This window comes from Halomonas sp. BM-2019 (assembly GCF_017584085.1).
The window spans coordinates 2,816,055-2,828,148 of record NZ_CP071922.1 but is presented as its reverse complement, the minus strand read 5'-3'; the positions used below and the strand labels follow the sequence as shown (position 1 = coordinate 2,828,148).

Sequence of the window (12,094 nt, the reverse complement as noted above, 5' to 3'; positions counted from 1 at the left end):
GGCGGCGCGGATCGCCACGGCGGCGAGCTCGGGGGCGGTCAGGCTGGAGAGGCTGCCGAGCATGCCGCCCATGGGGGTGCGGGTGGCGGAGAGGAAGACGATATCGCTGGATTGGCTCATGGTGGTTCTCCCGATGTGGCGTGCGGTTCCCGTTGGAGCCGCCTTGTGATTGTAAGTCGAGATGGTAGGTTGGCCCGCGCCGCGTTGACCCGCTGGCGGGGCTGTGCTTTTCTCAGGGTCAACCAAGCAAGCGCTAGTGTAATCGTCGATGAATGTAATGAATGAGTCTCCCCGCCGCAAGGAGTTGACCCGCCTGGCCGCCCTGTTGTTCGTCCAGGAGGGCTTCGACCGGACGACGGTGCGCATGCTGGCCCAGGAGATGGGCATCAAGTCCGGCAGCCTCTTCCACCACTTCCGCGACAAGCAGGAGATCCTCGCGGCGGTGATCGAGGAGGGGACCCAGAATGCCCTGGTCATCGCCCGTCAGGCCCTGTCCGACAGCGCGCCGGGCGCCGAGGGGCGCCTGCGCGCCATGGCGCGTGCCCACCTGGAGACCCTGCTCACCGATCGCAACGCCCATGTGGTCGCCCTCTACGAGTGGCGCCGGCTCGACCCCGAGGCCCGAGCCCACCTGAGCCACCTGCGCGACGCCTACGAGGAGCTCTGGGAGCAGGTGATCGACGAGGCCCTGGCCGAGGGGCTGATCCACGGCGACCGCTTCCTGGTGTCGCGCTTCGTGATGGGGGCGCTCAACTGGACGGTACGCTGGTACGACCCCGAGGGGACGCGCACCCCCGACGACCTGGCCGATGAGCTGGTGGCCATGATCACCCGCCCCGCCGGCTGAGCCGCCCGGCCACCGCGCGCTCGCTCCAGGCATGCCTGTCCCGACCCCTCCACCGCCCTGATCCTCTCCGCTGTGCTTGCCTGGCCAGCGGGCATCCGACCGTCGGTAACCCTTGCTGCGCCTCGGGCGACTCCTCCGCCGGGGACCCGCTCGACCATGGTCTAGTCGCCTCGCGCCTTCCCGGCCTTGCCCTGCGCGTCGGGACTCGCTAGCTTGGACCTAGCGCTTGATAGGTTGACGCTTACGTTAACTGAATCTATCTAGAGCCTACCACGACAGCGCCCACAACAATCACAATCCGCCAGATGAGGACCGCCATGAGCCAGCAAGCGAGCCTGCCCGACTATCGTGCCTACCTCGAGACCTTCTCCGTCGACGACATGATCGCCCGCCTGGACGATCACCGGGACGGCAAGGCCAACGCCTTCGAATCCTGCTGCGGGCGCCACCTGCGCGCCGGCCGCGGCGGGGTGCCGGCGCTGATCCAGGAGGATACCCAGGGCAGCGTCAGTACTCTCACCTATGCCGAGCTCGAGGCCGAGAGCGCCCGGCTCGCCGGCTGGTTCGCCGAGCAGGGCCTCGGCGTGGGCGATCGCATCGCCTGCATGCTGCCGCGCTCCCCGGAGCTGCTGGTGGCGGTGCTGGCCACCTGGCGCCTCGGCGCCGTCTACCAGCCGCTGTTCACCGCCTTCGGTCCGGACGCCGTGGATTACCGCCTGGGGCGTGCCGACACCAAGCTGGTGATCACCGATCACGCCAACCGCTTCAAGTTCGACGGCCTGACCCAGTGTCCGCCGGTGCTCGCCGTGGGCGGCCCCGATGCCGAGCACGCCGGCGACCTGGACTGGCGCGAGGCGCTCGCCCACGCGCCGATCGAGGCCAACCCGCCGCGCCTCTCCCGCGACGCCCCCTTCCTGCAGATGTTCACCTCCGGCACCGTGGGCAAGCCTAAGGGGGTGGCGGTGCCGCTCGCTGCCATGCCCGCCTTCGCCCTCTACATGGAGCTGGCCATTGACCTGCGTGAGAGCGACCGCTTCTGGAACATGGCCGACCCGGGCTGGGCCTATGGCCTCTACTACGCCATCGCCGGTCCCCTGCTGCTGGGGGTGACCACCCACTTCTGCGAGGCGGGCTTCAGCGCCGAGGGGGCGCTCGCCTTCATGGAGCGCCACCGCATCACCAACTTCGCCGCCGCCCCCACCGCCTACCGCCTGATGAAGGCCTCGGGCCTGTTCGACAGCGCCCATGAGCGGCTCTCGCTGCGGGTGGCCAGCTCCGCCGGCGAGCCCCTCAACACCGAGGTGGTGAACTGGGTCGAGAAGTCCCTGGACTGCCCGGTCATGGACCACTACGGCCAGACCGAGACCGGCATGACCTGCTGCAACCACCATGCGCTGTCGCACCCGAAACATGTCGGGGCCATGGGCGTGCCGATGCCCGGCTATCGCCTGGCGATACTGGACGCCGAGTACCAGGAGCTGCCCCCGGGCGAGCCGGGCGTGCTGGCGGTGGACATCGCCAACTCCCCGGCGCACTTCTTCGCCGGCTACACTTGGCAGGAGAAGCACCCCTTCGCCGAGGGCTACTACCTGACCGGCGATGTGGTGGTGCACAACGAGGACGGCACCTTCCAGTTCGCCGGCCGCGACGACGACATCATCACCACCGCGGGTTATCGCGTCGGCCCCACCGACGTGGAGAACAGCGTGCTGACCCACCCGGCGGTAGCGGAGTCCGCCGCCGTGGGCCAGCCCGACGAGATCCGCGGCGAGGTCATCAAGTCCTACGTGGTGCTGCGCGACGGCTTCGAGGCGAGCGACGAGTTGGCCGAGGAGATCCGCCAGCTGGTGCGCGAGCGGCTCTCCACCCACGCCTTCCCGCGGGTGATCGAGTTCGTCGAGGTGCTGCCCAAGACCCCGAGCGGCAAGATCCAGCGCTTCAAGCTGCGCGCCGACGCCGCCGAGAAGGCTGAAGCCACGCCGGCCAAGTAACCCAAGGACACCGATATGCTCGTCAAGGACAATACCTTTCTGATTACCGGCGCCGCCTCCGGGCTGGGCGCTGCCACCGCCGAGCGGCTGGTCGCCGCCGGCGGCCGGGTGGTGCTCTGCGACCTGAGCGACGCCGTCGAGGCCCACGCCGAGCGCCGTCGCGCTCGGCGGCGGCCGGGGCCTCGCGGGAGTCGTGCACTGCGCCGGCGTGGTCAGCGTGGCCAAGCTGGTGGACCGCGAGGGCAACCCCGCCGACCTCGAGGCCTATGCCCGCACCATCAACATCAACCTGGTGGGCACCTTCAACGTGATGCGCCTGGCCGCCGCCGCCATGGCGAGGAATGCCCCGGGCGAGGAGGGTGAGCGCGGGGTGATCATCAACGTCGCCTCCATCGCCGCCTTCGACGGCCAGGTGGGGCAGTGCGCCTACAGCGCCTCCAAGGCCGGGGTGGTGGGCATGAGCCTGCCGGCGGCCCGGGAGCTCTCGCGCCACGGCGTGCGGGTGATGGCCATCGCCCCCGGGGTCTTCGAGACCCCCATGATGAGCGAGATCCCCGACGAGGCCGCCCAGGCCCTGGCCGCCGCCGTGCCCTTCCCCAAGCGGCTCGGCAAGCCCGACGAGTTCGCCCGCCTGGCCGAGCAGATCATCACCAACCCCATGCTCAACGGCGAGGTGATCCGCCTCGACGGCGGGATACGGATGCAGTAGGCCCTGTTTTCAAACGACCGCTTGACTCTCGTCTCTGCGGCGGCTAATTTCAAACACATGTTTGAAAGCGGCCGCCGCCGCCTTCGCGTTTCTATCCCTGGATACTGCCGTGGTGCGACGCTGGCACCGGCAGCCGCGAAACTGGAGAGTTGAGATGCCCGACTATCAGGCCCCCCTGCGCGATATTCGCTTCGTCATGGACGAGCTGCTGGACTATCCGGCCCACTACGCCCGCCTGCCCGGCGGCGAGGAGGCCTCCCCCGACGTGGTGGCGGCGATCCTCGAGGAGGGCGCGCGCTTCGCTCGCGAGGTGCTGCTGCCGCTGAACCAGAGCGGCGACCGCGAGGGCTGCCTGCTGGAGGGCGGCGACGTCAAGGCGCCCAAGGGCTTCAAGGCCGCCTACGCCCAGTACGTGGAGGGCGGCTGGCCGAGCCTGGCCGCCGACCCCGCCCACGGCGGCCAGGGGCTGCCGCATTCGCTTGCCATGGTGCTCAACGAGATGATCTGCGCCACCAACCTGGCCTGGGGCATGTACCCGGGGCTCTCCCACGGCGCCGCCGACGCCCTGCGCCACCACGGCACCGAGGCGCAGCAGGCCACCTATCTCACCAAGCTCGTCGAGGGGACCTGGACCGGCACCATGTGCCTCACCGAGCCCCACTGCGGCACCGACCTCGGCCTGATCAAGACCCGCGCGCTGCCCACCGACGACGGCGCCTATGCGATCACCGGAACGAAGATCTTCATCTCCGCCGGCGAGCACGACCTGGCCGAGAACATCGTCCACCTGGTGCTGGCCAAGCTGCCCGACGCCCCCGAGGGCTCGAAAGGCATCTCGCTCTTCGTGGTGCCAAAGTTCCTGCCCAACGAGGCGGGGGAGCCCGGCGAGCGCAACGGCGTGGTGTGCGGCTCGCTCGAGCACAAGATGGGCATCCACGGCAACGCCACCTGCGTGATGAACTTCGATTCGGCCAAGGGTTACCTGGTGGGCGCCCCCAACAAGGGGCTGGCCTGCATGTTCACCATGATGAACGCCGCCCGCATCGGCGTGGGCATCCAGGGGCTGGGCCTCACCGAGGCGAGCTTCCAGAACGCCCTCGCCTATGCCCGCGACCGCCTGCAGATGCGCGCGCCCTCCGGGGCCAAGGCGCCGGAGAAGGCCGCCGACCCGATCATCGTCCACCCGGACGTGCGCCGCATGCTGCTGACCCAGAAGGCCTTCGCCGAGGGCGGCCGGATGCTGGTCCTCTACACCGCCCAGATGATCGATATCGTCGAGCACGACGCTGATGCCGCCGAGCGCGAGCGCGCCGAGACCCTGCTGGGCCTGCTCACCCCCATCGTCAAGGCGTTCCTCACCGAGGTCGGCTTCGAGGCGACCAACGAGGGCGTGCAGGTCTTCGGCGGGCACGGCTTTATCCAGGAGTGGGGCATGGAGCAGCTGGTGCGCGACGCGCGCATCACTCGCCTCTACGAGGGCACCACCGGCATCCAGGCCCTCGATCTACTGGGCCGCAAGGTGCTGATGAGCCAGGGCGAGAGCCTCAAGGTCTTCACCCGGGAGATCCACAAGTTCTGCCAGGCCGAGGAGGGCAACACGGAGCTTGCCGAGTTCGTCCGCCCGCTGGCCAAGCTCAACGCCGAGTGGGGCGAGCTGACCATGGGCATCGGCATGAAGGCGATGACCGACCGCGAGGAGGTGGGCGCGGCCAGCGTCGACTACCTGATGTATTCGGGCTACGTGACCCTGGCCTACCTCTTCGCCCGCGCCGCGAAGCAGGCCCGCGCCGTGCTGGCCGAGGGCAGCGATGATGCCGCCTTCTACCGCGCCAAGCTCGACACCGCGCGCTTCTACTACCAGCGCCTGCTGCCACGCACCCGCGCCCACAAGGCCGCTATCGAGGCCGGCGCCGAGCCGCTGATGGCGATCAGCGCCGAGGACTTCGGCCTTGGCTTCGAGATCTAGCACTCTCCCGGTCGAGAACGATCGGTTGGCGGCGGGGGGCTCCTCCGCCGCCTTTTTTGGTTCATCGCAGATCAGCGTGAAGCTGCCTTGTGGGAGCTCGGGTTTCCCGAGCGAATGGCGCCGAAGGTGCCCCGGTGATGTTGCTTAAGCTTGCACCTGCCGCCTGGGAGTCCTTCGGCCTCCATTCGCCCGGCAGAGCCGGCCTCCCACCATGAAACCTGCCAAACGTGTTCACGCCAAAGTGCGAAGAACCTTTTTTTCATGCTGCGGGCGGCGTTGCGGACTCCTCCACCCTTGCAAACGCTGAGGGTTTGAACGGCGGGCCTTGAAGGAGCAGGATGCCAGGATAAGGCGTCGGGTATTCTGCCCAGCCGTTCAGCGGAGTTCCTGCCCATGCGTGTCTTTGCCAACCCCGTCGGAGCCGGCTCCCTCTGGTTCGACAATCTCGCCACCGCCGACGGAACGCCCGTCGCCTATGACCCTCAGGCCAGGGCCTTTCTGCCCATGCCGCCCTTCTGCGTCAACCGGGAGGTCATCGGTTGCAACTGGATCGCCCCCAAGCAGGGCGCCTTCTGTCGCGCCTGCGCCATGACCGAGCTGGTGCCGGACCCCGCCATCCCCGATGCCATACCCCACTGGGCCCAGACCGAGGCCGCCAAGCGCTGGGTGCTCGACAACCTGGGCCGGTGGCACTGGTTCCGGCCCGAGGATCCCGGTGCCCGCCCGGTGTTTCACATGCTCGCCGAGGGACCGACGCCGGTGCCCATGGGCCATGCGGGGGGCGTGGTGACGATCAGCGTGGCCGAGGCGGACCCGGTGCTGCTGACCACGCGGCGGGAAGCCCTGGAGGAGCCCTACCGCACCATGATCGGTCACATGCGTCATGAGATCGCGCACATGCTCTGGTGGCGCCTGAGCCTGCGGGAGGATTTTCTCGCGGCCTTCCGGGCCCTGTTCGGCGATGAGCGGGAGGATTATCCCACCGCGCTCCAGCGTCATTACCATGAGGGTCCGCCCCCCGGGTGGCGTTCGAGCTTCCTGACCACCTACGCCTCCGCCCACCCCCACGAGGACTGGGCCGAGACCGCCGCCCACCTGCTGCACCTGACGGATATCACCGACAGCTTCGTCGCGGCAGGCCTCTCCTCACCGCAGCTGCCGAGTCCGGGCTGGGACCCCTACATGGAGCCCGACGCCGAACGGCTGATCCAGGTGGCGGTCAGCCTGGTGGTCGGGGTCAACCACGTCAACCGCTCCATGGGGCTGTCCGACCTCTACCCCTTCGTGCTGTCGGCGGTGGCGCGTCGCAAGCTGGTCTTCGTGCATGACTGGCTGCGCCGAGGCGCTCAGGGGCTTTAAACCGGCCCCCACCGCATGGGTCGACGACTCCGGACCGTCGGGACGTCACCAAGGCAGTCTGCGACAGGCAGCGGTAATCGGGCTATCGTACCCACCTTCCACCAGTGTTCTCATGGCAGTGCCCGGTCCGGCGGCGCTGCGTGTCCTCGACCCAGCATGGACCTCACGCCCGCATGACTGCGATGTTTCACCCTGAAGACCCCCTGGCTTGCCTCGCCGAAGGGGCAGGCCTGGAGGCCTGCCTGGATGCCCTGTTTCGCCTCCTGCGCGCCGGCAGCCCCGATGAGGCCGCCGGGCGGCTCGATCGCCTGGCTCGGCGTCTTCTCGACGACCCGGCCAAGGCCCGGGTCCTGGCCGAGGGCATCCTGGGCGGCCTGGCGCAGCTAGAGGTCTACCCGGCGCTGGTCCGGCTGGGCATCCTCTCCCGCGAGGGACTCTTTCGGGAGATCACCACGCGGCTCTATGACCGCCTGAACCCGCCACCTCTGGACCACGAGGACTCCCGCGACCTGCTTGCGCGGCTCATCACCCGCCACGACAAGGCCTGGATCGAGGCACTGCCCGCCCAGGGCTGGCTGCGCCTGTTCAGGGTGCTGCTGGCCGTACTCGAGGAGGAGCCGGGCCAGCGGATTTGGGCGCACCTGGAGGAGGAGTGCCTCTACGCCCTGGAGATGCTGGCCATCTGGGTGGCCGCCGAGGAGCTCGACCCGGAGCTGATGCGCATCGACGCGCGCCTGACCCGCATCGACTCCCCCTTCATCGCCCTGCAGCGCGAGGTCCACGCCTTCGTGGAGCTGAGAAGTGCGCCGTGGGAGGGGGGCCCCGAGCAGGAGCAGGCGGCCATCGGCCACCTCTGGGTGATGCTCGACCAGTGCCAGGAGCAGGTGGCGCGCTTCCGGCGCCGCGGGGCGGGTAGCCTCGGATCCTCGGTCAATGCCTCCCACCTGATCGAGCGCCTGGAGGACACCCTGCGGCGCATCGAGACGCTGATCGTGCTGACCCAGCCGGGCCACGGCGACGCCGTGGTGCGCACCACGCTGCGTCTGTGGCGGGAGCTGCTGCTGGCCACGGCAGAGAAGGACAGCATCCGCAGCGTGTGGAAGAAGAGCACGCGCAGCATCACCCAGAACAAGAGCGATCACGGCGAGCAGTACATCTCCCGGGACCTGCCGAGCTACCTGCGCCTGGTCGGCACCGCAGCCGGTGCTGGGGTGATCATCGCCACCATGGCGCTGATCAAGATCACCGTCGAGTCCTGGGGGCTCTCGCCGCTGCCCCAGGCGGTGCTGGTCAGCCTCAACTACGGCCTGGGCTTCATGCTGGTCCACCTGCTGCACTTCACCATCGCCACCAAGCAGCCCGCCATGACCGCGGCCAGCTTCGCCGCCGAGGTGGAGCGCAACCGCCATGGCCGGGCGCTGGGGCGCAAGCTGGCGGTGCTGCTGCGTGACGTGAACCGTTCCCAATGGGCGGCGGTGTGGGGCAACGTTTTCGCGGCCCTGGCCACGGCGCTGCTGATCACCACGCTGGCCATGGCCCTTGCGGGCCGGCCGCTGCTCTCGGAGGAGCAGATCGCCTACCAGCTCCGGGCCATCTCGCCGTTCCAGAGCCTGGCGCTGTTCTATGCCGCCGTCGCCGGCGTCTGGCTCTTCTGCGCCGGCATCATCGCCGGCTTCTTCGACAACCGGGCCGATCATGTCCAGCTCGCCCGGCGCCTGGTGCGCCATCCCGCCCTTCGCCGCCTGCCCCTGGCGCGCCGCGAGCGCCTCGCCCACTACCTGCACCAGAACTACGGTGCCCTGGCGGGCAACTTCCTGTTCGGCGTGCTGCTGGGCATGACGGGCTACGCGGGCTACCTGCTCGGGCTACCGCTGGATATCCGCCACGTGGCCTTCTCATCCGCCAACCTGGGCTACGCCAGCTTCAGCGACTTCGCCGGCTGGGGGCACTTCCTGGTCGGGCTGCTGTTCGTGATGATGATCGGTTTCGTCAACCTCTGGGTCAGCTTCTCACTGGCGCTGATGGTGGCGCTGCGCTCCCGCACCTGCCGGATCGAGCCGCGGGTGCTGCTGGCCGGCGTCCGGGAGGAGTTCCGCCGGGAACCTCTGCGGTTCTTCATCCCGTCGGTGCTGCCCATCAGGAAGCCAGGCCACGGTGATACCCGTCCGAGCCGCTAGGCGTCGCTGATCGAACCGGGCGGCTTCAGGCATCCGGGGTCGCGTTGCCTGCCGGCATGGGTGGGATGAGTGGCACCATGGGCGGCTCGGAGGCATGATGAGGCCTCGGCCGCTCCCAGGGCGGCGAGGGACCTCCCGTCGGCCACCTGCAAGAGGAATTGCCCATGTCACGAACGACTCGCCTGCAGGACCTGCTCCGGGTACTGCGCCACCATCAGGGCCCGATCGGCGGGCCCGAGCTCGCCGCGGCGCTGGGCGTCACCCTGCGCAGCCTCTACCAGGACATCGCCGTGCTGCGCGCGGTGGGGGTCGAGGTGATCAACGAACCCGGGCGCGGCTATGTGCTGCCGCCGGAGGTCAGGCTGCCGCCCGCGGCCCTGGCCGAGCCGGCCCCGGCCGATGCCGCTCCCCCCGAGCCCGCCAAGCTGATCTTCTATACCCACCCGCTCTCCCGGGGCGGTATCGTCCACTGGATGCTCGAGGAGCTCGGCGTTCCCTATTCCCTGGTCACCCTGGAGTACGGCGCCGCCATGAAGACGCCGGACTATCTCGCCATCAACCCGCTGGGCAAGGTGCCGGCCATCCGCCACGGTGAGACCGTGGTCACCGAGGCCGCGGCCATCTGCGCCTACCTGGCCGACACCTTTCCGGAGGCCGGCCTGGCGCCGCCCCCCGCCGCCCGGGGTGACTACTACCGCTGGCTGTTTCTCGCCGCCGGTCCCCTGGAGAGCGCCATCGCCCTCAACGACCTGGGCGTGCAGCCCACCCCCGAGCAGCAGGGGCGCCTCGGCTGCGGTGACTACTGGGCGCTGGTCGATACCCTGGCCGGTGCCGTTGCCGGGAAGCCCTACATTGCCGGCGACGCCTTCAGCGCGGCGGATGTCTACGTGGGTTCACACATCGGCTGGGGCATGCAGTTCGGTACCCTGCCGCGGCGTCCCGAGTTCGAGGCCTACTGGGCCGGGCTCAGCGAGCGGCCGGCCCACCGGCGTTGCCAGGCCTATGTGCAACAGGCCCTGGCCTCGTAGGTTCCCTGGTGAAGGGCCCATCAGGCCATCCTTGGCCGAGGTTCCCGCTGCTTCTCGCCCTGTCGGTGCTGGCGCTGTTGCTCTGGTCCCTGGCGGACAGCGCCTGGGCCGGATGGCTCTTCCCGCTGGCCTGGGTGCTGGCCACCCAGCTGATTGCCGTCGGTAGCCTGGAGGCGGCTCGCCTGCGGCGCCGGGCCTGGCTGGGGCAGTACCTGCGTGAGGGTTCGTCCTGGCATCGCCGGCTGCGTGGCGGGGCCGTGATGATCGTCAGGCACCAGCTCTTCGCGGCCCTGCTGGCGCTGGTGCTGCTGGTGAAGCTGCGGGGCCTGCCGCTGTCCGCCTGGACGCTGCTGCTGGCAGGGGCGATCGGGCTGTGTCTTGCGCGCGCCTGGCTGCGTCGACGCCTGGTTTCGCATGTGATCGCAGCGCGGTTGCCGGCGGTCTCCCGGCGCCTGCTGGTGGCACCGGTCGCCGGCCTGCTGGCCCTGGCGCTGGTCGGGATGGCGTTCTGGCGGCCCCAGCCGTGGCTCGTAGGGCTGGGTTGGGAGGCGGCTCTTCTTCGCCACCTGCCGGGCGGCGAAGGCGGTTCGCTGCTCGGCTTCTTCGAGCGGCTGGCGGCCACCGCCGAGATAACCCGGGCCTGGGCCATGCAGAATGCCGAGGTGCAGCTGTCGCTGGATGCACCGCTGGCCCTGCTGGGCTGGATGCTGATGCTGTTGACCCAGGGGGCCGTCGCCTGGGCCTATGTGCGGCTGCTGATCGGTGCCGATGCGCTATGTGGCGAGCGGGCGGCCGCACCGCGGCGCCAGGAGGGGCGCCCATGAGTGTGTCGATTCTGTCCCGTTTCGAGGGGGTGGCCCGGGCCCGCGGCTGGCGCCGCTGGGGGTTGTCGCTGCTGGTGGTCACGCTTCTGCTGCTGCTCCTCGAGGGTGGCCATCGCTGGCTCGAGTCGCGCAGCCAGGCGCCCCTGTTTCGGGTGATCGTGGCGGGGGAGTCGCTGACCCTGGATGCCGAGACCCATGCCGCCTTCTCGCGCGACCTGGCGGCGCTCTCCCACGAGGCCCAGGAACAGCTGGCGGCGCGGATGGCCACCTGGGTGGACGCGCGTCTCGAGGCGGCGTTCGCCCCGCTGGCCTCGGCGGTGCCGAACTACCTGGACTGGTACTTCTCCGCGCCGGGCAGCTACCAGCGGCTCGCCGTGGCCCTGGTCGGCGATCTGGACGGCTGGCTGGACGAGCAGCTCCATGAGCGCCTGGTCGCCCCCAGCGGCGTCGAAGCGGCGCTGGCCGAGCTCCAGATGGACTACCCACAGCGCCTGGCCCGCGAGCAGCAGGCGCTGGCCGCGGGCCTGGCCGCCACCCTTCGCGAGCGCTATACCCCGCGCCAGGTGGCCGCCGAGGCGGCCGAGGCGGAGAGGTCGCACCTCGATCTGGATGCCATCCTGCTGCACGCCCTGAACGATGGCCTGGACCGCTCGCGCTGGAGCGCGGCGGCCGTGGGGGGCAGCGGCGTGGGGCTGGTGGCGGGCCGCGCTCTGGCCGGTCGTCTGGGCACCGGGGCGGCCGTGCAGGGCAGTCGGATGGCGCTGCGCAGCCTCGCGCTGCGTCTCGGCGCGGGCGCCGCGCGGTCCCTGGCCAGCGGCGGGGCGGCGGCGGTGGCCACCTCGCCGACCGGCCCGGGCGCCCTGGTGACGGGCACGCTGACCGCGGCGGCGACCCTGGCCGGCATCGCCGGCAGCGAATATGCCCTGCTCAAGGGCCAGGAGGCCCGCCATCGCCCGGCCATGGAGGCGCAGCTGCAGGAGGCGCTCGCCGAGGCCCGCGTCGCCCTGGCCCTGGCACTCGAGGCCGCCACCGACGCCACGACTCGGGAGATGGAAGCGCGGCTCATCCGTGCCGCGTCTCCGGATGAGGCGAGGGAGGAGTCGCCCAAGGCCTACCGCATCCTCGGCAGGCGGGGTGACTAGCCGAACCGGGCCGGTCACCCTGGCGGGTTGCCGGCCCGGCGAGCCGAGACG

8 protein-coding genes and 2 pseudogenes are annotated in these 12,094 nt (G+C 70.0%); 9 read left to right on the top strand and 1 reads right to left on the bottom strand.

Features of this window, described 5'->3' with window-relative positions; all coding sequences use genetic code 11:
- A pseudogene (locus J5F18_RS14120) lies at positions 1 to 120 on the bottom strand (acetyl-CoA C-acetyltransferase); the annotation flags it as partial.
- A gap of 157 nt (positions 121 to 277) precedes the next feature.
- Here J5F18_RS14120 and J5F18_RS14115 point away from each other — a divergent pair.
- The 9 genes and pseudogenes from J5F18_RS14115 to J5F18_RS14075 all read left to right on the top strand — a co-directional run bounded on the left by J5F18_RS14115 (position 278) and on the right by J5F18_RS14075 (position 12,043).
- Positions 278 to 847, top strand: a complete 570-nt coding sequence (locus tag J5F18_RS14115; protein WP_346299227.1) for a TetR/AcrR family transcriptional regulator — start codon at positions 278 to 280, stop codon at positions 845 to 847.
- Positions 848 to 1,164: 317 nt separating this feature from the next.
- Complete coding sequence (locus J5F18_RS14110; RefSeq protein WP_346299226.1) at positions 1,165 to 2,838, top strand: AMP-binding protein; 1,674 nt, start codon at positions 1,165 to 1,167, stop codon at positions 2,836 to 2,838.
- A 15-nt stretch (positions 2,839 to 2,853) separates the two neighbouring features.
- Positions 2,854 to 3,547, top strand: a pseudogene (locus J5F18_RS14105) (SDR family NAD(P)-dependent oxidoreductase).
- 154 nt (positions 3,548 to 3,701) lie between these two features.
- Positions 3,702 to 5,513, top strand: coding sequence for an acyl-CoA dehydrogenase C-terminal domain-containing protein (locus tag J5F18_RS14100; RefSeq protein WP_346299225.1), 1,812 nt, complete (start codon positions 3,702 to 3,704; stop codon positions 5,511 to 5,513).
- A 393-nt stretch (positions 5,514 to 5,906) separates the two neighbouring features.
- Complete coding sequence (locus J5F18_RS14095; RefSeq protein WP_346299224.1) at positions 5,907 to 6,872, top strand: putative zinc-binding metallopeptidase; 966 nt, start codon at positions 5,907 to 5,909, stop codon at positions 6,870 to 6,872.
- 173 nt (positions 6,873 to 7,045) lie between these two features.
- Complete coding sequence (locus tag J5F18_RS14090; protein ID WP_346299223.1) at positions 7,046 to 9,049, top strand: recombinase; 2,004 nt, start codon at positions 7,046 to 7,048, stop codon at positions 9,047 to 9,049.
- Between the two features lie 164 nt (positions 9,050 to 9,213).
- Positions 9,214 to 10,077 (top strand): HTH domain-containing protein, encoded by an 864-nt coding sequence (locus tag J5F18_RS14085; protein WP_346299222.1) that lies wholly within the window; start codon positions 9,214 to 9,216, stop codon positions 10,075 to 10,077.
- An 8-nt stretch (positions 10,078 to 10,085) separates the two neighbouring features.
- Positions 10,086 to 10,901: a hypothetical protein gene (locus tag J5F18_RS14080; RefSeq protein ID WP_346299221.1), complete on the top strand. Its 816-nt coding sequence runs from the start codon at positions 10,086 to 10,088 to the stop codon at positions 10,899 to 10,901.
- Positions 10,898 to 12,043 (top strand): hypothetical protein, encoded by a 1,146-nt coding sequence (locus J5F18_RS14075; RefSeq protein ID WP_346299220.1) that lies wholly within the window; start codon positions 10,898 to 10,900, stop codon positions 12,041 to 12,043. The genes J5F18_RS14080 and J5F18_RS14075 overlap by 4 nt, the downstream gene beginning before the upstream one ends.
- The last annotated feature ends 51 nt before the right edge of the window (positions 12,044 to 12,094 follow it).